16 protein-coding genes are annotated in these 18,959 nt (G+C 68.0%); 10 read left to right on the forward strand and 6 right to left on the reverse strand.

Annotation, left to right across the window (positions count from 1 at the left end; all coding sequences use genetic code 11):
• Positions 1 to 2: 2 nt before the first annotated feature.
• Positions 3 to 791 (reverse strand): enoyl-CoA hydratase/isomerase family protein, encoded by a 789-nt coding sequence (locus AC5P7A_RS17775; protein ID WP_049416286.1) that lies wholly within the window; start codon positions 789 to 791, stop codon positions 3 to 5.
• Between the two features lie 119 nt (positions 792 to 910).
• On the opposite strand from AC5P7A_RS17775, the gene AC5P7A_RS17780 reads away from it, so the two are divergent.
• From AC5P7A_RS17780 to AC5P7A_RS17790, 3 genes are read left to right on the forward strand one after another with little or no spacing between them, the layout of a single operon-like run.
• Entirely contained in the window at positions 911 to 1,165 is a 255-nt protein-coding gene (locus AC5P7A_RS17780) for a FeoA family protein (protein ID WP_005416370.1), read from the forward strand.
• Positions 1,162 to 3,027, forward strand: a complete 1,866-nt coding sequence (gene feoB, locus AC5P7A_RS17785; protein ID WP_495220415.1) for a ferrous iron transporter B — start codon at positions 1,162 to 1,164, stop codon at positions 3,025 to 3,027. Before AC5P7A_RS17780 ends, feoB begins: the two co-directional genes overlap by 4 nt.
• A complete protein-coding gene (locus AC5P7A_RS17790; RefSeq protein ID WP_049440085.1) occupies positions 3,027 to 3,272 on the forward strand; it encodes a DUF6587 family protein in 246 nt (81 codons plus the stop codon). Before feoB ends, AC5P7A_RS17790 begins: the two co-directional genes overlap by 1 nt.
• 106 nt (positions 3,273 to 3,378) lie before the next feature.
• Here the strand turns inward: AC5P7A_RS17790 and AC5P7A_RS17795 are convergent, their stop codons facing one another.
• The 4 genes from AC5P7A_RS17795 to AC5P7A_RS17810 all read right to left on the reverse strand — a co-directional run bounded on the left by AC5P7A_RS17795 (position 3,379) and on the right by AC5P7A_RS17810 (position 5,786).
• Entirely contained in the window at positions 3,379 to 3,840 is a 462-nt protein-coding gene (locus tag AC5P7A_RS17795; protein ID WP_049440087.1) for a DUF4304 domain-containing protein, read from the reverse strand.
• Between the two features lie 147 nt (positions 3,841 to 3,987).
• Positions 3,988 to 4,569: an NAD(P)H-dependent oxidoreductase gene (locus AC5P7A_RS17800; RefSeq protein WP_049408776.1), complete on the reverse strand. Its 582-nt coding sequence runs from the start codon at positions 4,567 to 4,569 to the stop codon at positions 3,988 to 3,990.
• A gap of 55 nt (positions 4,570 to 4,624) precedes the next feature.
• The gene (locus AC5P7A_RS17805; RefSeq protein WP_049440088.1) at positions 4,625 to 5,020 is read right to left on the reverse strand and encodes a MerR family transcriptional regulator; all 396 of its coding nucleotides are present in this window, start codon (positions 5,018 to 5,020) and stop codon (positions 4,625 to 4,627) included.
• Between the two features lie 4 nt (positions 5,021 to 5,024).
• Positions 5,025 to 5,786 (reverse strand): 3-oxoacyl-ACP reductase, encoded by a 762-nt coding sequence (locus tag AC5P7A_RS17810; protein WP_414611750.1) that lies wholly within the window; start codon positions 5,784 to 5,786, stop codon positions 5,025 to 5,027.
• 90 nt (positions 5,787 to 5,876) lie between these two features.
• Between AC5P7A_RS17810 and dapB the strand changes: the two genes are divergently transcribed.
• The 5 genes from dapB to AC5P7A_RS17835 all read left to right on the forward strand — a co-directional run bounded on the left by dapB (position 5,877) and on the right by AC5P7A_RS17835 (position 12,846).
• Positions 5,877 to 6,596, forward strand: a complete 720-nt coding sequence (gene dapB, locus AC5P7A_RS17815) for a 4-hydroxy-tetrahydrodipicolinate reductase (protein ID WP_080052982.1) — start codon at positions 5,877 to 5,879, stop codon at positions 6,594 to 6,596.
• Positions 6,597 to 6,931: 335 nt separating this feature from the next.
• A complete protein-coding gene (gene carA / locus AC5P7A_RS17820) occupies positions 6,932 to 8,059 on the forward strand; it encodes a glutamine-hydrolyzing carbamoyl-phosphate synthase small subunit (protein ID WP_014646993.1) in 1,128 nt (375 codons plus the stop codon).
• A 149-nt stretch (positions 8,060 to 8,208) separates the two neighbouring features.
• Positions 8,209 to 11,451 (forward strand): carbamoyl-phosphate synthase large subunit, encoded by a 3,243-nt coding sequence (carB, locus tag AC5P7A_RS17825; RefSeq protein ID WP_014646994.1) that lies wholly within the window; start codon positions 8,209 to 8,211, stop codon positions 11,449 to 11,451.
• Positions 11,452 to 11,459: 8 nt separating this feature from the next.
• Entirely contained in the window at positions 11,460 to 11,924 is a 465-nt protein-coding gene (gene greA, locus AC5P7A_RS17830) for a transcription elongation factor GreA (protein WP_026347191.1), read from the forward strand.
• 4 nt (positions 11,925 to 11,928) lie between these two features.
• Entirely contained in the window at positions 11,929 to 12,846 is a 918-nt protein-coding gene (locus AC5P7A_RS17835) for a Regulatory protein, RpfE type (RefSeq protein ID WP_014646995.1), read from the forward strand.
• A gap of 112 nt (positions 12,847 to 12,958) precedes the next feature.
• Here AC5P7A_RS17835 and AC5P7A_RS17840 read toward each other — a convergent pair whose 3' ends face one another.
• Positions 12,959 to 13,999 carry a DUF1176 domain-containing protein gene (locus AC5P7A_RS17840; RefSeq protein WP_049440092.1) on the reverse strand — a complete coding sequence of 347 codons (1,041 nt, stop codon included), beginning with the start codon at positions 13,997 to 13,999 and terminating at the stop codon, positions 12,959 to 12,961.
• A 145-nt stretch (positions 14,000 to 14,144) separates the two neighbouring features.
• On the opposite strand from AC5P7A_RS17840, the gene recJ reads away from it, so the two are divergent.
• Together recJ and AC5P7A_RS17850 are read left to right on the forward strand one after the other, a co-directional pair.
• Positions 14,145 to 15,902: a single-stranded-DNA-specific exonuclease RecJ gene (gene recJ, locus AC5P7A_RS17845; RefSeq protein ID WP_126412070.1), complete on the forward strand. Its 1,758-nt coding sequence runs from the start codon at positions 14,145 to 14,147 to the stop codon at positions 15,900 to 15,902.
• Between the two features lie 142 nt (positions 15,903 to 16,044).
• Complete coding sequence (locus AC5P7A_RS17850; RefSeq protein WP_495220416.1) at positions 16,045 to 18,957, forward strand: DUF2135 domain-containing protein; 2,913 nt, start codon at positions 16,045 to 16,047, stop codon at positions 18,955 to 18,957.
• Positions 18,958 to 18,959 lie beyond the last annotated feature (2 nt).

An 18,959-nucleotide genomic window follows, 5' to 3' on the forward strand; every position in this document is an offset into this window, starting at 1 on the left:
GTTCAGGCTTCCGTGACCCAGTGAGGGGCGCGCTTGTCGAGGAAGGCGCCCAGGCCTTCCTGGCCCTCGGCGGACACCCGCAGGCGCGCGATCAGGGCCGCATTATCCCGATCCAGGGTGTCGCGGTCATGGCTGTCGCGGACCTGCCGGACCAGCTGCTTGGCGGTGGACGAGGCGATCGGGCCGGCCTTGTCGAGCAGGGCCAGCTGGCGCTCCAGCGCCTCGTCCAGGCGCTCGGGCTCGACCAGCTGGTGGACCAGGCCGATCCGCAGCGCAGTCTCGGCATCGAAGTGCTCGCCGGTGGCGAACCAGCGACGGGCCTGGCGCGGACCGATGGCCTCGATCACATAGGGCGAGATCACCGCGGGCAGCAGGCCCAGGCGGCTTTCGGTCAGGCCGAAGCGCGCCGAGCTGCTTGCGATGGCAATGTCGCAGCAGGCGACCAGGCCGACGCCGCCACCGAAGGCCGCGCCATGGACCCGGGCCAGGGTCGGCTTGGGCAGCTCGTCCAGGGTGCGCATCAGTCGCGCCAGGGCCAGCGAGTCCTCGCGGTTGTCGGCCTCGCTGGCGGCGGCCATGCCGCGCATCCACTGCATGTCGGCACCGGCCGAGAAGGAGGCGCCGTGGCCGGCCACCACCACGGCCCGGATCGATTCGTCGCGTCCGGCGGCCTCCAGCGCGGCGGTCAGCCGGGCGATCAGGCTGGCGTCGAAGGCGTTGTGCAGCTCCGGCCGGTTCAGCCAGAGGGTGAGGACGGCGCCGCGGCGCTCGATCTGCAAAGCATCGTTCATGGGATTCCAGGGTCACTCCATACGTGTATGGATCATAGCGGGCCATTGGTCATGGGCCATGACGCGACGCGGGAATGTTAGAATCGAGAACCATTTACATCCAGCAGAGAACACGCTAGATGACGCTGTCCGAACTGCCGCTGCACACCTCGGCCGTGGTCGAGTCCGTGCAGGACCTGCATGCCAACGATGCCATTGCCCGTCGCCTGCGCGAGCTGGGTTTCGTGAATGGCGAGGAAGTACGCCTGGTGGCCAAGGGCCCGGTGGGAGGCGAACCGCTGCTGGTGCAGGTCGGGTTCACCCGGTTCGCGCTGCGGATCAGTGAAGCCAAGCGCGTCGTGGTCGACGCCGCCAGCCAGGAACGACGTGCATGACCGCTACTGTCTCCGCTGCACCGCTGCGCATCGCGCTGGTCGGGAACCCCAACAGCGGCAAGACCGCGCTGTTCAACCAGCTGACCGGCAGCCGGCAGAAGGTCGCCAACTACACCGGCGTCACCGTAGAGCGCAAGGAAGGCCGCCTGCGTGCGCCGTCCGGCCGCGAATTCGCGGTACTCGACCTGCCGGGGGCCTACAGCCTGCATCCGGCCAGCCTGGATGAGGCGATCACCCGTGACCTGTGCCGGGGCTTCTACCCGGGTGAAGCGGCGCCGGACGTGCTGCTGTGCGTGATCGACGCCACCAACCTGCGCCTGCACCTGCGCTTCGCGCTGGAACTGCGCGAGCTGGGCAAGCCGATGGTGGTCGCCCTGAACATGGTCGATGCGGCCCAGCGCCGTGGCATCCAGGTGGACGTGGCCGCGCTGGAGCGCGAGCTGGGCGTACCGGTGGTGGAGACCGTGGCGGTGCGCAAGCAGGGTGCCAGGGCCCTGGTCGAGCGCCTCGATGCGATGGTGCCGCACCTGGATGCGCCGGTGCCGGGCCCGGAAGGTGGCATCGACTACCACGCCAAGGTGCGCGAGATCCTGTCGGTCGCCGTGCGGATGCCGGCGCGGACCGCGAAGATCGACGACGCGCTGGACCGCTGGCTGCTGCACCCGGTGTTCGGGCTGATCAGCCTGGCGGTGGTGATGTTCCTGATCTTCCAGGCCGTGTACGCCTGGGCGACGCCGTTGATGGATGGCATCGAGGCTGGCTTCGCCTGGCTCGGTGCTCTCGTTGGCAGCGTGTTGCCGGAGGGTCCGCTGGCCAGCCTGCTGACCGACGGCATCATCGCCGGCGTCGGTGGCGTGGTGGTGTTCCTGCCGCAGATCCTGATCCTGTTCTTCTTCATCCTGGTGCTGGAGGAATCCGGCTACCTGCCACGTGCGGCGTTCCTGCTCGACCGCATGATGGCCGCCGCCGGCCTGTCCGGCCGCTCGTTCATCCCCCTGCTGTCCAGCTTCGCCTGCGCGGTGCCGGGCATCATGTCCACGCGCAGCATCCAGGACCCGCGTGACCGCCTGGCCACCATCCTGGTCGCACCGCTGATGACCTGCTCGGCGCGCCTGCCGGTGTACGCGCTGCTGATTGGTGCCTTCATTCCGCAGAAGACGGTGTGGGGCGTGTTCAACCAGCAGGGCCTGGTCCTGTTCGGCCTGTACGCGGCCGGCATCCTCAGTGCGCTGGCGATGTCGTGGATCATGAAGAAGTGGCGCCGCGACAAGAGCGAGCATCCGCTGATGCTGGAGCTGCCGTCGTACCGCCTGCCACACGTGCGGGACCTGGCGGTCGGCCTGTATGAGCGCGGCATGATCTTCCTCAAGCGTGTCGGCGGCATCATCCTGGCGCTGACCATCCTGCTGTGGGTGTTGCTATCGTTCCCGGCGGCCCCGGCCGATGCCACGATGCCGGCCATCGACTACAGCTACGCCGGCCAGATCGGCCATGCGATGGCGGTGTTCTTCGCGCCGCTGGGCTTCAACTGGCAGATCTGCATCGCGCTGATCCCGGGCCTGGCCGCGCGCGAGGTGGCGGTGTCTTCGCTGGCCACCGTGTATGCGCTGTCGGCCGCCGATGACGATGCCGCCAGCCAGGCGCTGACCCCGCTGATCAGCGATGGCTGGTCGCTGGCGACCGCGCTGTCGCTGCTGGTCTGGTACATCTACGCCCCGATGTGCATCTCGACGCTGGCCACCATCAAGCGCGAGACCAATTCGTGGAAGCAGATGGGCTTTGCCGCGTTCTACCTGTTCGCAGCGGCTTATGTGGCCGCATTGATCACCTACCAGGTGACCAGGGCGCTGGGAGGCGGCTGATGGATACCGGCCTGCTGATCCAGTACCTGATCATCGCGGTGGCTGTGCTGGTCAGTGCCTGGGTGGTGCTGAAGAAGCAGTTCCCGGGCACCGTGCGCACGCTGCGCGGTGCGTTGGCGTTGGCCCTGTTGAAGCCGGGCCGCGCCGCCTGGCTGCAGGCGCTGGGGCGGAAGATCGCGCCGCCGGCAACGGGCGGTGGTGGTGCCTGTGGCGGTTGCGACAGCTGCGGGCCGAGCAAGAAGTAGCGTCGAGCCATGCTCGACGACGGCCGGCCGGTGGGTGCGAACCTTCGGCCGGTGGTGCGGGCCTTCGCCCTGTGGGTGCGAACCTTGGTTCGCACGCTCTCGGGATTCAGACCTCTCTGCGGATGATCGCCCGGAAGTTCCCGTCCCGGTTCAATCGCCGCACCGATTCCCTGTTCCCATGGGCTGCCGCGAAACCTGCCACGTCGGCCAGGGCATCGAGCAGCAGGGCCTTCAACGCGTCGCGGTTACCGGCCTCCAGCAGGTCATCAAGATCCTGCTGGATGAAGGTCCGGCGCAGGCCCGGCGTTTCTTCGATCCGCCAGTCGACATGGGGCGTGGGGATGCTGGAGCGGTACCGGAAAGCCGTTTCAAGATCGTCAGGCGCGAGGGGATACGCGAGCAGTTCCGGAAAGTAGAGTCCAGCATTCACATAGAAGCCCCGGCTTTCGCTGGCGCGCTGGTGATTCACGACAAGCAGCGCGGCGTCCAGCAAGCGGTAGCGGGTCGTCGACGTCCCGGCAAAGCCGGTCTTCCTGGCGCACTTGCTGAAGACAGTCGAGGATTTCATGGGCTTTGCCTGGGCCGTAACAAGGGCCCACAGCCTTGAGGCGCAGTGCCTGACGGTCAATTGGCAAACGCGACACCCGCAACGAGCGCCCCAGGTGGGTGCGAACGCTCCAGGTGGGTGCGAACCTTGGTTCGCACGCTCTTCCAGCTAGTTGGCCCGTGAGCCCAGCTCCGCTGCCAACGCCAGCCACCGGTTGCGTTGCTCCGGCGAGCTGCTGCGCACCGCACCGAGTCGGCTGACCCGCACCGGGCGGATGCCGCAGAATTCCAGAATAGTGGCGCGGATCTGGGTGATGCCCGGGTCGCGGTAGATCCAGCGGTAATACCAGGGCGGCGTATCCAGCGTGGTGATCACCCGTGCGCTGCGACCGGCCAGCAGCCGGTCCCACCAGACTGAATCGCGCCGGTAGCGGAAGGCGTACCCCGGCAGCAGCACGCGATCGAAGAAGCCCTTCAGCAGCGCCGGCATCGCGCCCCACCAGGTGGGATAGACCAGCACCAGATGGTCGCAGGCCTCGATCGCATCCGCAGTGTCCTGCAGGTCGGCTTCCAGCGGCTGGATCTGGCGGTAGCCATGGCGCAGCACCGGATCGAACTCGAGTTCGCCCAGTGCGATCAGGCGCACCCGATGGCCAGCATTCTCGGCGGCGGTGGCGTAGCGCTGGGCGAGGGCACCGCACAGGCTGTCGCGGTCGGGATGGCCGAGCAGGATCAGGATGGAACGGGACACGGCAACCTCGGGCAATGGAAAGTGCGCGAGGTTGGGCTATGCCCTTGGGGCAGAGTCAACCACCAGCGGCGCAGCAGCTGGGCTCCAGGATGCAGTCACCGCTACCGGAGTGCAGCCACTGCCGCAGTTCGTCGCTGACCTGCTGCAGGTCGAGCTCGACCTGCGCCAGCCGTGCCCGCTCGCTGGCGATGCGGCTGCGTTGTTGCTCAAGCAGGGCCAGCACCGCGGGCCAGTCGAGCCGTCCGTCGCGGCCCTGCAGGCGGGAGATCGCGGCCAGGGTGATGCCCAGCGCCAACGCCTGGCGGATCAGCTGCACCCAGGCCACATCCTGTTCGCCGTAGTCGCGATAGCGGTTCAGCCGCGGCACCGGCGGCAGTAGTCCGCGCGCCTCGTACAGGCGGATGGCCTTGGCGCTGGCGCCGGTCAGGCGGCTGACCTCGGAAATGCGCATTGGCTCAGTCCCGCACCAGCCCGCCATCGACCACCAGGTTCTGCCCGGTCACCGCGCGCGACCAGGGGCTGGCGAAGAACAGCGCGGCATCGGCGAATTCTGCTGGCGTGGTAACGCTGCGCAGTGGCGTGTTGGCGGCGATGTAGTCGAACACTGCCTCCGGCGTGGCAGCGCTGGCATCGGTGGTGCGCAGCAGGCCGCCGGACAGCATGTTCACGGTGATGCCATGTGGGCCGAGGTCGCCGGCCAGCGTGCGCGTGAGGGACAGTAGCGCGGCCTTGGCGGCGGTGTAGTCGTGGTAGGGCACGACCGGGTTCTGGAACAGGTTGGTGCCGATGTTGATGATGCGGCCGAAGCGGCGGGCCTGCATGCCGGGCAGGGCGGCCTGCACGGTGTTCAGCGCGCCGCGCACGCTGCCCTCGAACTGCGCCTGGAACGCCGACCAGCCGATATCGGCGGCGCCGTCGCGGGCATCACCATTGAACGAGAACGCGGCGAGCGCGTTGTTGACCACGGTGGTGACGCCCTGGCCGAAGTGGGCCAGGGCGTGCTGCAGCATTGCATCGACCTGGCTGCGGTCGGTGACGTCGGCCGGCAGCGCGATCGCCTGTCCGCCCAGCTCGGCGGCCAGCGCCCGTGCGGGGCCTTCGCTGCGGTGGTAGTTGACGATGACGCGCGCACCCTGCGCCGCGAACGCGCGGGCGATGTGCTGGCCAAGGCCGCGGCCGGCGCCGGTGACCAGCACCAGCTGTTCGCTGATCTGCATGAAGGGGCTGCCATCCATTGCATGAAAGGGCATGCAGCGTAGCAGTGATGGCGCTTGCCGGAGCAGGCGTGCTGCCGCTAGCCTGCAGGCATGAACCAGACTCCCCTGCGATTGCTCATTCACGGCGCCTCCGGGCGCATGGGCCAGGCCCTGCTGCGGCTGGCCGCCGAACATCCCGAAACCCTGCAGATCGTGGCCGCAGTGACCGGCCGTGCGCCGGCACAGCGCGTGGTCGACGGCGTGCCGTTCTTCGGCGCCAGTGAGCTGCCCGGCGCGCCGGTGTTCGATGTGGCGATCGACTTCAGCCTGCCGGAGGGCTTCGACCCGATGCTGGCGCTGTGCGTGGAGCGGGGTGCCGGGCTGGTGTCGGGCACCACCGGTATCTCCAGCACGCAGCGCCAGGCGCTGGAGGCCGCGGCGGCGAAGATCCCGCTGGTATGGGCCTCGAACTTCAGCCTGGGCGTGGCGGTACTGGACGAGCTGGTGGAGCGCGCGGCGCAGGCGCTGGCCGGCTGGGACTGCGACATCGTCGAATCGCACCACACCCAGAAGAAGGATGCGCCATCGGGCACCGCGCTGACCCTGGGCGCGGCCGCGCAACGGGGCGGGGCGGAGCCGCACTACGCCAGCCTGCGTGCCGGTGACATCGTGGGCGAGCACCTGGTGCAGTTCACCGGTCTGGGCGAGCGCATCGAGCTGGTGCATCGGGCCACCAACCGCGACATCTTCGCCCGCGGCGCCCTGTTCGCCGCCCGCCAGCTGCAGGGGCGGGCGCCGGGCAGCTACCGGGTAAGGGATCTGCTGCAGTAGGCGGGCTGATTCCTGGGGTCGGATCCCTTTCCTGCGGAAAGGGCTCTGACCCCATCCGAGGGCGCCTGGGGTCAGAGCCTTTCCCATTCGGGAAATGGATCCGACCCCGCCTCCGGCCCGCATACGCCATCGGATTGAAATGAATGCGCAATCGCCTGTTCATGAAGCGCGATAACCGCTGGCGCGAGCGCCCCGGCAGCGCTACAATTCGCACTCGCCGAATCACGAAAGCCGGACCGGTCCCAGACCGTACGTCCGCGCTTTTTTGCAACCGGATTTCCGTGAAGCGCAGGCGTGACTTCGGCAGCCCCCTCGGTAGCCAAAGTGAGATTCCCGTGACCCAAGCCGCAATCCTCGTCCTCGAAGACGGCACCGTATTCGAGGGCGAATCCGTAGGCGCGCCCGGCCTGTCCGTCGGTGAGGTGGTGTTCAACACCGCCATGACCGGCTACCAGGAAGTGCTGACCGACCCGTCCTACGCCCGGCAGATGGTCACGCTGACCTATCCGCATATCGGTAACACCGGCATGACCGACCAGGACAACGAAGCGTCCAAGGTGTGGTCGGCCGGCCTGATCGTGCGCGACGTTCCGCGCCGCCCCAGCAACTGGCGCAGCCAGGTGTCGCTGCAGGACTGGCTGATCCAGCGTGGCGTGGTCGCCATCGCCGGCATCGACACCCGCAAGCTGACCCGCATCCTGCGCGAGAAGGGCGCGCAGAACGGTGCGCTGATGGCCGGCGACATCGACGTGGAAAAGGCACTGGAAGCCGCCCGCAAGTTCCCGGGGCTGAAGGGCATGGATCTGGCCAAGGTCGTCACTACCGAGAAGACCTACACCTGGACCGAGGGCCAGCTGGACCTGGATGCCAATGCCTTCGTCAGCGTGCCGGCCCGGTTCAAGGTCGTGGCCTACGACTTCGGCGTGAAGACCAACATCCTGCGCATGCTGGCCGAGCGTGGCTGCGAAGTGACCGTGGTACCGGCGCAGACCCCGGCCGCCGAAGTGCTGGCCCTGAAGCCGGACGGCGTGTTCCTGTCCAACGGCCCGGGTGACCCGGAGCCGTGTGACTACGCCATCGAAGCGATCAAGACCTTCATCGATGTGAAGATCCCGACCTTCGGCATCTGCCTGGGCCACCAGCTGCTGGGCCTGGCCTCGGGCGCGCAGACCATGAAGATGGGCCATGGCCACCACGGTGCCAATCACCCGGTGCAGGACCTGGACAGCGGCCGGGTGATGATCACCTCGCAGAACCACGGCTTCGCGATCGATGAAGCGACCCTGCCGCCGACCCTGCGCGTGACCCACCGTTCGCTGTTCGACGGCACCAACCAGGGTGTCGCCCGCACCGACGTGCCGGCGTTCTCGTTCCAGGGCCACCCGGAAGCGTCGCCGGGCCCGACCGATGTCGGTCCGCTGTTCGACCGCTTCGTGGTGCTGATGGAGCAGGCCAAGGCGTGATCAGTACGCCGCCGGCCCCCCGGTGGCGTCGCGATGGACCGTAAACCCCGCATCGCTGCTGCCCCCGGCGCGGCGCTGCGGATCAAGATTCCTGATCGACAGCGTGCGATCACTCCCCCTTGTCACGCTGTACTGACTTAGAGAAGAAAATGCCCAAGCGCACTGACCTCAAGACCATCCTCATCATCGGTGCTGGCCCGATCGTCATCGGCCAGGCCTGCGAGTTCGACTACTCCGGCGCCCAGGCCTGCAAGGCCCTGCGTGACGAGGGTTACCGCGTGGTGCTGGTCAACAGCAACCCGGCCACGATCATGACCGACCCGGAGATGGCCGACGCCGTCTACATCGAGCCGATCAACTGGCAGACGGTCGAGAAGATCATCGCCAAGGAAAAGCCCGATGCGCTGCTGCCGACCATGGGTGGCCAGACCGCGCTGAACTGCGCGCTGGACCTGGCCGACAACGGCGTGCTGGAGAAGTACAACGTCGAACTGATCGGCGCCAAGCGCGAAGCGATCCGCATGGCCGAAGACCGCGAGCTGTTCCGCGTGGCCATGGGTGAGATCGGCCTGGAATGCCCGACCGCCGCCGTCGCCCACACCCTGGACGAAGCGCTGGAGATCCAGACCCGCGTCGGCTACCCGACCATCATCCGCCCCAGCTTCACTCTGGGCGGCAGCGGTGGCGGCATCGCCTACAACCGCGAAGAGCTGGTCGAGATCGTCAGCCGCGGCCTGGAACTGTCGCCGACCACCGAGGTGCTGGTGGAAGAGTCGGTGCTGGGCTGGAAGGAATTCGAGATGGAAGTGGTCCGCGACACTGCGGACAACTGCATCATCGTCTGCTCGATCGAAAACCTGGACCCGATGGGCGTGCACACCGGTGACTCGATCACCGTGGCGCCGGCGCAGACCCTGACGGACAAGGAGTACCAGCGCCTGCGCGATGCCTCCATCGCCGTGCTGCGCAAGATCGGCGTCGATACCGGTGGCTCGAACGTGCAGTTCGGCATCAACCCGAAGACCGGCCGCGTGGTCGTCATCGAGATGAACCCGCGCGTGTCGCGTTCCTCGGCGCTGGCCTCCAAGGCCACCGGCTTCCCGATCGCCAAGGTCGCCGCCAAGCTGGCCGTGGGTTACACCCTGGACGAACTGAAGAACGAAATCACCGGTGGCCTGACCCCGGCCTCGTTCGAGCCGTCCATCGATTACGTCGTCACCAAGATCCCGCGCTTCGCCTTCGAGAAGTTCCCGGCCGCCGACGCCCGCCTGACCACCCAGATGAAGTCGGTGGGCGAGGTGATGGCGATGGGCCGTACCTTCCAGGAGTCGGTGCAGAAGGCCCTGCGTGGCCTGGAAACCGGCAAGGTCGGCTTCGACCCGACCGGCCTGGACCTGGCCAACGAAGACGACCTGCAGACCCTGCGTCGCGAGCTGAAGGCGCCGGGCCCGGAGCGCCTGTTCTTCGTCGCCGATGCGTTCCGCGCCGGCATGAGCGTGGAAGAGATCTACGCACTGTCGTTCATCGACCACTGGTTCCTGGACCAGATCGAGGAAATCATCGCTGCAGAAGGCGAAGTCGCGGCCGGTGGCATCGACGCGCTGGACGCCGCACGCCTGCGCAAGCTGAAGCGTGCTGGCTTCTCCGATGCGCGCCTGGCGCAGCTGACCGGCACCAATGAAGCCGCCATCCGCGCGCTGCGTCGTGCGCACAAGGTGCGCCCGGTCTACAAGCGCGTGGACTCCTGCGCCGGTGAATTCTCCACCGGCACCGCCTACCTGTACTCGACCTACGAGGACGAGTGCGAGGCCGCGCCGAGCAACCGCGACAAGATCATGATCCTGGGCGGTGGCCCGAACCGCATCGGCCAGGGCATCGAGTTCGACTACTGCTGCGTGCACGCGGCACTGGCGCTGCGCGAGGATGGCTATGAAACCATCATGGTCAACTGCAACCCGGAAACCGTGTCGACCGACTACGACACCTCCGACCGCCTGTACTTCGAACCGCTGACCCTGGAAGACGTGCTGGAGATCGTCGAACTGGAACAGCCGAAGGGCGTGATCGTGCAGTACGGCGGCCAGACCCCGCTGAAGCTGGCGCGCGCGCTGGAAGCCAATGGCGTGCCGGTGATCGGCACCAGCCCGGACTCGATCGACCTGGCCGAAGACCGCGAGCGCTTCCAGCAGCTGGTCGACACGCTGGGCCTGAAGCAGCCGCCGAACCGCATCGCCCGCAACGACCAGGAAGCCCTGCTGCTGGCCCGCGAGATCGGCTACCCGCTGGTGGTGCGCCCGAGCTACGTGCTGGGCGGCCGTGCGATGGAAATCGTCTACGGCGAAGCCGACCTGGCCCGCTACGTGCGCGACGCGGTGAAGGTGTCCAACGATTCGCCGGTGCTGCTGGACCGCTTCCTCGACAACGCCGTGGAGTGCGACGTCGACATCATTGCCGATGCCCAGGGCAACGTCCTGATCGGTGGCGTGATGGAGCACATCGAAGAAGCCGGCGTGCACTCGGGCGATTCCTCGTGCTCGCTGCCGCCGTACTCGCTGTCGGCTGAAACCCAGGCCGAGCTGCGCCGCCAGGTGGTGGAGCTGGCCAAGGCCCTGAACGTGGTCGGCCTGATGAACACCCAGTTCGCGATCCAGACCAGCGACGAGGGTGCCGACACCATCTACCTGCTGGAAGTGAACCCGCGTGCCTCGCGCACCGTGCCGTTCGTGTCCAAGGCCACCGGCATGCCGCTGGCCAAGATCGCCGCCCGCTGCATGGCCGGCAAGACGCTGGCCGAGCAGGGCGCGACCAAGGAAATCGTGCCGGACTACTACTCGGTGAAGGAAGCGATCTTCCCGTTCGCCAAGTTCCAGGGCGTCGACCCGATCCTCGGGCCGGAGATGCGCTCCACCGGTGAGGTGATGGGCGTGGGCCGCACCTTCAACGCCGCCTTCGCGCGGGCGCAGGAAGCCGGCGGCATCAAGGCCCCGCCGGTTGGCAAGGCCTTCGTCTCGGTGCGTGATCCGGACAAGAAGCGCGTGCTGCCGGTGGCCAAGGCGCTGCTGGCGCGCGGCTACAGCCTGGTCGCCACCCGTGGCACCGCCGCCTGGCTGCAGCAGCACGGCATGGACTGCGAGATCATCAACAAGGTGGTCGAAGGCCGTCCGCACATCGTCGACTCGATCAAGAACGGCGAGATCGTCTACATCGTCAACACGACCGAAGGTCGTTCGGCGATCAACGACTCGTTCTCGATCCGTCGCGAGGCGCTCCAGCATCGCGTCACCTACTCGACCACCATTGCCGGCGCCAAGGCGCTGGTGGATTCACTGGAATTCCGCGGCACCGGTCCCGTCTGGTCGCTGCAGGAGCTGCACAAGGAGTTGAATGCATGAGAGCCCCCATCACCATGAAGGGCGCGCAGAAGCTGCGCGACGAACTGGATCACCTGAAGTCGGTCAAGCGCCCGAAGGTGATCGCCGCCATCGCCGAAGCGCGTGAGCATGGCGACCTGAAGGAGAACGCCGAGTACCACGCCGCGCGCGAGGAACAGGGCTTCATCGAAGGCCGCATCAAGCAGCTGGAAGGCGAGCTGTCGCACGCCGAGATCATCGACGTGAGCAAGCTCAACGCCGGCTCCAAGGTGGTGTTCGGCGCCAGCGTGACGCTGGCCGACGTGGAAACCGACGAAGAGAAGAAGTACCAGATCGTCGGTGACCTGGAAGCGGACATCAAGCTGGGCCTGATCGCGATTTCCTCGCCGGTGGCGCGCGCGATGATCGGCAAGCTGGAAGGCGATTCGATCGTGATCGACGCCCCGGCCGGCCAGCGCGAGTACGAGATCGTCAGCGTCAGCTACGTGGACTGAAACGGTGGCAACGGCGACCCTGCTGTTGCCGGCCCGCAGCCGCTTTGCCGCGGCTGCGTTGCCGGACGATGTGGCACGTGCGCTCGGCCGTGCCACGACCGTGCAGGTCGCGCCGGGCGAACGCGCGCAGCTGACGCGCCATTTCGCGGTCGCCGCGCCGCACTGGCCGGTGGCCGCGTTGACCCGCCAGCGCGACGTCGGCGATGCGGCCGGCGCCAGCTGGCTGCGTGCCGATCCGGCCTGCATGGTGCCGGACATGCATGGCGCGCGGATGATGGCCTACGGCGAAACGCTGCGGCCGACGCTGGCCGACAGCCTGGCCCTGCTGCCGGTGCTGCAGCCCTTGTTTGCCGATGCCGGGTTCGTGCTTGACGCACCGGACCCGTCGCGCTGGTACCTGCGGCTTCCAATCGACCTGGTGCTGCCGGACTTCAATAGTCCGGACGAGGTGCTGGGCGATGACCTGTTCTCGCATCTGCCGGAGGGCGAGGGCGGCCGTCGCTGGCGGGCGCTGATGACCGAAGCGCAGGTACTGCTGCACAACCATTCCTGGAACCAGCAGCGCGCCGCTCAGGGACAACAGCCGATCAATTCGCTGTGGTTCTGGGGCGGTGGCGTGATGCCGGTGTCGGTCAGCACGCCGCACGCACAGGTGCGCAGCCGCGATGCCCTGCTGCAGGGCCTGGCCCTGGCGGCTGGCGTAGCCGTGGATGGCGAACAGGCGGTGGATGCACTGGTCGACCTGCGCCAGCTGCGTTCGCTGCAGCAGCTCGGCAATGATGCAATCCGGCCGCTGCTGGCCGCGCTCAAGCGTGGCGAGCTGCAGCGGCTGGTGCTCGATTTCGAGGACGGCCTGCAGTTCCAGCTGGACCGCGGCCAGCGCTGGCAGTTCTGGAAGAAGCCGCGGCAGCTTCACGATTGATCGGGGTCGACCGATCGGGGTCGGATCCGTTTTCCATCGGAAAACGGCTCTGACCCCCAGGGTTTGTCGGGGTTGCCGACCAGCGGCCGGCACTACCGCAGGTAGCGGCGCCTCAACGGACCTCGCTGACCACCGTCGGCAGTGTCCAGTGCCCGCCGAGCATATTGCGACACTGGCCCGTCGTGAAATCGCTGCTCTTCACGAAGCGCTCCCCGTCCCACACCCAGTCATTGGCGGAGATGCAATCGCCGACACCGCGGCCTCGGGAGCGGCCTCGCAGCGTAGCGTCATCGCGGTCAAAATCTTCGGCCAGGTTGGTGACAAAGGTCGCTTGGTAAGGCGATCTGTCTCGCACCACCCAGTAGGCGTTGCTCATGTTGTAGGCACCCACGAAGCAACTGGTGCTTGCCAGTACATGCTGGGCGTCCAGTCGCTGGATCTCGATCTCATCTGCCCCGCCATCGCTCAGGCGGCCGCACTCATCCGGCTTCGGCAGGCTGGCGATCAGCGCCTTGCGCAGGCCCGGTGCCTTGGCCAGCGCCGCGTCCGAGGCGCGCGGTGCCATCAGCGTGCCGCGCACGATCACTGGCACCGGCAACGCCGCAGGCACGCTCGCTTCGGGCTTGTCGCCACGCCGCACCAGCGCACCGGGCGTGCCCAGCCGGCCCTGGGCCTCGTCCATCTTCAGCAGTACGGCCGCTGCGCCGCTGTCGGAGATCGGCCACGCCTTGCCCTTGCCGTCGATGATCTCGATGCGTGCCTGGCGCGGCAGTGCGGCGACCAGTGCATCGGTCTGTGCCTGCTGCAACAACACGTTGTCCCCGTCGCCGGTGTCGTGCACCGGGCCCAGGTCCTTGCCGTTCAGGCGCAGGCGCAGCGCCCCGGTCGGCGTCGGGCTTTCGCCATCCTCGCCATTGCGCAGCCGCGCGAGCACCTTCGTACCCGGGCCGCCCGCGCGTTCCAGCATCAGGCTGAGCAGATTGCCGGGTTCTTCCGGGCTGTAGCCGGCGGCGCGGCAGGTGCGGGTGTTGTCACAGGCCAGCGACCAGTCGTTGTGCTGGAACTGCACGCCGGCCTTCGGTTCGGGCGTGGCGGCGTGGGCGGCCGGGGCCAGGGCGAGGCCCAGCAGCGCGGGAAGCAGCGTGCGATGCATGCGTTGAAGTCCATTTCCGGGCCGACAAGCATGGAAGATATGCTGGCAGATTCCAAATGCTCGCGATCGGGGTGGAGCCTCCTGCGGGCAGAGAGATCCGACCCCGCGCTATCATGGGGATGTCTTCCGCAACCCGGCGATGCCGATGTCCCTTGCCGCCGATGCTGTGCAGCCATTCCCTGATACGCCGACGATCCGCCGCCGCGATGCGGTTGCGCCCGGCAGCTGGCCGGAGGGCACGCTGCCGCTGCTGGCGCGTCTCTATGCCAACCGGGGCGCGGGTACACCGGAGTTGGCGCAGCCGAAACTGGGCAATCTGCACGCCCCCGAGCTGCTGACCGGCATCGATGATGCGGTGGGTCTGCTGATCGAGGCCATCGCCAATGACAAGCGCATCCTGGTGGTCGGCGATTTCGATTGCGATGGCGCCACCGCCTGTGCGGTCGGCGTGCGTGGCCTGCGCATGCTCGGCGCGCAGCATGTCTTCCACGCGGTGCCGAACCGAATGGTGCACGGCTACGGCCTGTCACCTTCTCTGGTGGAGGAGCTGGCCGAGCTGCAGCCGGACCTGCTGGTTACGGTCGACCACGGCATCGCCTGCCATGCGGGTGTGACCGCGGCCAAGGCGCGGGGCTGGCAGGTGCTGGTCACCGACCATCACCTACCCGGGCCGCAGCTGCCGCCGGCCGATGTCATCGTCGATCCCAATCTCGACGGTGATGCCTTCCCCAGCAAGTCGCTGGCCGGCGTCGGCGTGATCTTCTACGTGCTGATGGCGCTGCGCCGGCACATGCGCGAGGCCGGCGTCTTCGCCGATGGCAAGGGGCCGGACCTGACCACGCTGCTGGACCTGGTGGCGGTCGGCACCGTCGCCGACCTGGTGGCGCTGGATCCGAACAACCGGGCACTGGTCAGCGCGGGCCTGCGGCGTCTGCGCGCGGGGCAGGGCTGTGTCGGCCTGCGTGCGCTGATCGAAGCCAGCGGCCGTGATGCCGCGCGGCTCACAGCCACCGACATCGGCTTCGCGCTCGGCCCGCGCCTGAATGCCGCGGGCCGGCTGGAAGACATGGCGCTGGGCATCGCGCTGCTGCTGACCGAAGACCCGCGCCAGGCGCGCGAGATCGCGCAGACGCTGGAGCAGATCAATTCGGAACGGCGCGCCGTGCAGCAGTCGATGACCGACGATGCCGAGCAGGCGTTGACCCGGGTGGTGCTGGACATGGCCGGTCAGCGACCGGTGGCGGCCTGCCTGTTCGATGCCGACTGGCATCCGGGCGTGGTCGGCCTGGTCGCGTCGAAGATGAAGGATCGCCTGCATCGCCCGGTGATCGCCTTCGCGCCGGCCGAACCTGGCGCCGACACCCTGCGAGGCTCGGCGCGCTCCATTCCCGGCCTGCACATCCGTGACGCCCTGGCGCTGGTCGATGCGCGCCATCCGGGCCTGATCGAACGCTTCGGCGGCCACGCCATGGCGGCCGGGCTCAGCCTGCGGCGTGACCACGTCGACGACTTCAAGGCCGCCTTCGTCGCCGTGGTGCTGGAAATGCTCGACCCGGCGGCACTGCAGCAGCAGGTCCTCAGCGACGGTGAGCTGGCCGCCAACGAACTCGATCATCGCCATGCCGATGCGCTGCGTCTGGCAGGCCCATGGGGCCAGGGCTTCCCCGAGCCGCTGTTCGACGGCCACTTCGAAGTGGCCAACTGGCGCGTGCTGAAGGAGCGTCACCTGAAGCTGGAACTGCGCCTGCCCGGCGTACCCGGCACGATCAACGCCATCCATTTCGGCGGCTGGCACGGCAACGCGCCCGGTCGCCATGTGCATCTCGCCTATCGCCTCGCCTGCGACGACTATCGCGGCGGCAGCGCCATCCAGCTGATCGTGGAGCACTGCCTGCCCGCATAGAAAAAGGGGACGGAGGGGATTAAGTCGCTTGTGCCTCGTTTGCCAATTGCGACTTAATCCCCTCCGTCCCCTTTTTGGGGGCGCCAACCCCATTACGGTTGCTGGTGCGTTCAAAGGTTCACGATCCCACTGGAGTCCGCTCATGGTCTTCGTCCGTTGCTGCACTGTGTTGTTGCTGGCCCTCGCGGCCTGGCCCGCTGGCGCACAGTCGCCGACGATCTCCCGGCCGCAGGCCGCCACGCCGCTGCTGATCGCGCCGGCGGCTGAGCAGTCGGTTCAATTACGACACGCCCGCATCGAAGGCGAAGTCCAGGCCGGCATCGCCCAGACCCGGATCACACTGGAATTCCACAACCCGAACCGGCGCGTGCTGGAGGGCGAGCTGCAGTTCCCGCTGGCCGACGGTCAGCAGATCAGCGGCTTCGCGCTGGATATCAACGGCGAGATGCGTGACGCGGTGCCGGTGCCCAAGGACCGCGGCCGCCAGGTGTTCGAGGAGATCGCCCGCCGCGGCGTCGACCCGGGCCTGCTGGAACAGACCGCTGGCAACCAGTTCCGGTTGCGCATCTACCCGCTGCCGGCCGGCGGTAGCCGGCGCGTGGAGCTGGTGATTCGCGAGCCGTTGGCCTTCGCCGGCCAAGGCTGGCAGTGGACGCTGCCGCTGCAGTTCGCCGCCGGTGCAGCCTCGGTTGAGCTGAAACTGCAGGCCCCCGACACGGCCACCGCGGGTACGGCGCCATTCCGCATCAGCGCGGGCCAGCTGCAGTGGCAGGGCAGGGGCGCGCAGCTGCCGCAGCAGCTGCAGTGGAGCCTGCCGGCAGCCCGACAGGCACAGGTGCAGGTGGCGCCCTGGCAGGACGGCCATTACCTGTTGGCGCAGCTGTCGGTGGTGGCCAGCAGCACGCCGCGCGCGTTGCCCAGCGAGATCGGGCTGCTGTGGGACGGCTCCGGTTCGGCGGGGCAGCGCGATCGCTCGCGTGAGTTCGCCCTGCTGGATCGCTACTTCGCTGCGCTGGGTGACGGCACCGTGGCCTTGACCGTGCTGCGCGATCGCGCCGAGCCGGTGCGTCGATTCCGCATCCGCGCCGGCAACTGGAACGAGCTGCGTGCGGCACTGCAGGCCGTACGCCCGGACGGTGCCAGCGCGCTGGCGCAGTGGCAGCCGCAGGCGGGCGTGAAGGAATACCTTCTGGTCAGCGATGGACTGTTGACCTATGGGCCGGAACAGCTGCCGGCGATGGCGCCGGACCAACGCCTGTTTGCGATCAGCAGCGCCGGTGCGCGCACCGATGCCGTGCGACTGCGTGGCTGGAGCGAAGCGCATGGTGGTCGCTTCGTCGCGCTGGGGAAGGATGTCGAATTGGCCGCCCGTGAGCTGCTGTCGTCGCCGCTGGATGTGCAGGTCGATGCAGGGCGCGGCGTGCAGGACGTGGTGATCGATCGTCGCAGTGAAGCCCAGGGCTGGTTGTGGCTGCATGCACGACTGGCGGCCGACGGTGTGCCGATGCGGGTGCGCGTGGGTGGCGGCGAATGGCAGGCGCTGCCCGCCACGCAGAAGAGCAAAGACGGTGAACTGCTGGCAGGCTTGTGGGCGCAGGCGCGCCTGCAGCAGCTGGCCGCCGACCGCCGTGGCAACCGCGAGGCGATGCAGCGCCTGTCACAACAGTTCGGCCTGGTCGGGCCGGATACCTCGCTGATCGTGCTGGAGACGCTGGAGGACTACCTGCGCTATGCGATCCGCCCTTCGGGCACGTTGCGCGCCGAGTACGACGCCAGGTTTGCAGTGCAGGTAAGTGATCGCGCCGCAGCCGATCGCCAGCGCCTGGATGAAGTGGCCGCTCGCTGGAAGGAGCGCCAGCAGTGGTGGAACCGCAGCTGGCCGAAGGGTGTGCCGCCGCAGCCGAAGGGCGGGGCACTCGAAGTGGCCTCCGCGGACTACGCGATGGAATCAGCGCCGGTGTCGATGCTCGCCGCGCCGGCCCCGGCGGCACCACCCGCCCCGGCACCGATGGCCGCCGCCGCCGAGCAGCGCATGGAAGCCAGCAGCGCGCGTGCGCGTCGCTCAGCGCCTGCATCGAACAAGGCCCTGGATTCAATCACGGTCACTGGTGGCCGTGTCGCTGCGCCCGCTGCTGCCAACGACGGCCAACTCGGCATCCAGCTGGCGGCCTGGCAGCCGGACTCGGCCATCGCCCGGCGCCTGCGCGAGGGCCCGCCGTCGCAACTCTACGACCGCTATCTGGCCGAGCGCGATGCCCACGCCGACAGCAGCGCGTTCTTCCTCGATGTGGCCGACCTGCTGCTGGAGCAGGGCCAGCGCGAACTGGCACTGCGGGTACTGTCGAACCTGGCCGAGATGGATCTGGACAACCGGCATCTGCTGCGCGTGCTCGGCTACCGGCTGATGCAGGCTGATGCCCCGGCACTGGCGGTGCCGGTGTTCGAGCAGGTGCTGGCGATGGGCCAGGAAGAACCGCAGAGCTTCCGCGACGTGGGCCTGGCGCTGGCAGCGGCCGGCAAGCCGCAGCAGGCGCTGGCGCCGCTGTACCAGGTGGTGGTGCGGCCGTGGGACAGCCGCTTCGATGGCATCGCCCTGATCGCATTGGATGAGCTGACCAACCTGGTGGCGCGCAGCACGCCACGGCTGGATACCTCGGCCATCGACCCGCGCCTGCTGCAGGCAATGCCGCTGGACCTGCGCGTGGTGCTGTCCTGGGATGCCGACAACAGCGACATGGACCTGTGGGTGACCGACCCGAACGGCGAGCGTGCCTACTACGGCAACCGCCAGACCTACCAGGGCGGGCGGATGTCGCAGGACTTCACCGGCGGCTATGGCCCCGAGCAGTTCTCGCTGCGCAACGCCAAGCCGGGCAAGTACAAGGTCGAGGCGAACTATTTCGGCAGTCGCCAGCAGCTGGTGACCGGTGCGACGACGCTGATGCTGCGCCTGACCACCCATTGGGGCACGGCCAAGCAGAAGGACCAGATGGTGACGATGCGGCTGAAGGATCGCGCCGAAACCGTGCTGGTGGGCGAGTTCGAGGTGCGTTGATC

The organism is Stenotrophomonas sp. YJH_SMC_65 (assembly GCF_059369475.1).

Bases quoted from the DNA above. Each gene is read 5' to 3' on its own strand.
- AC5P7A_RS17775 (WP_049416286.1), bottom strand. From the start codon at position 791: ATGAACGATGCTTTGCAGATCGAGCGCCGCGGCGCCGTCCTCACCCTC.
- AC5P7A_RS17840 (WP_049440092.1), bottom strand. From the start codon at position 13,999: ATGCATCGCACGCTGCTTCCCGCGCTGCTGGGCCTCGCCCTGGCCCCG.
- feoB (WP_495220415.1), top strand. From the start codon at position 1,162: ATGACCGCTACTGTCTCCGCTGCACCGCTGCGCATCGCGCTGGTCGGG.
- AC5P7A_RS17780 (WP_005416370.1), top strand. From the start codon at position 911: ATGACGCTGTCCGAACTGCCGCTGCACACCTCGGCCGTGGTCGAGTCC.
- AC5P7A_RS17850 (WP_495220416.1), top strand. From the start codon at position 16,045: ATGGTCTTCGTCCGTTGCTGCACTGTGTTGTTGCTGGCCCTCGCGGCC.
- recJ (WP_126412070.1), top strand. From the start codon at position 14,145: ATGTCCCTTGCCGCCGATGCTGTGCAGCCATTCCCTGATACGCCGACG.
- AC5P7A_RS17790 (WP_049440085.1), top strand. From the start codon at position 3,027: ATGGATACCGGCCTGCTGATCCAGTACCTGATCATCGCGGTGGCTGTG.
- dapB (WP_080052982.1), top strand. From the start codon at position 5,877: ATGAACCAGACTCCCCTGCGATTGCTCATTCACGGCGCCTCCGGGCGC.
- carB (WP_014646994.1), top strand. From the start codon at position 8,209: ATGCCCAAGCGCACTGACCTCAAGACCATCCTCATCATCGGTGCTGGC.
- AC5P7A_RS17810 (WP_414611750.1), bottom strand. From the start codon at position 5,786: ATGCAGATCAGCGAACAGCTGGTGCTGGTCACCGGCGCCGGCCGCGGC.
- AC5P7A_RS17805 (WP_049440088.1), bottom strand. From the start codon at position 5,020: ATGCGCATTTCCGAGGTCAGCCGCCTGACCGGCGCCAGCGCCAAGGCC.
- AC5P7A_RS17795 (WP_049440087.1), bottom strand. From the start codon at position 3,840: ATGAAATCCTCGACTGTCTTCAGCAAGTGCGCCAGGAAGACCGGCTTT.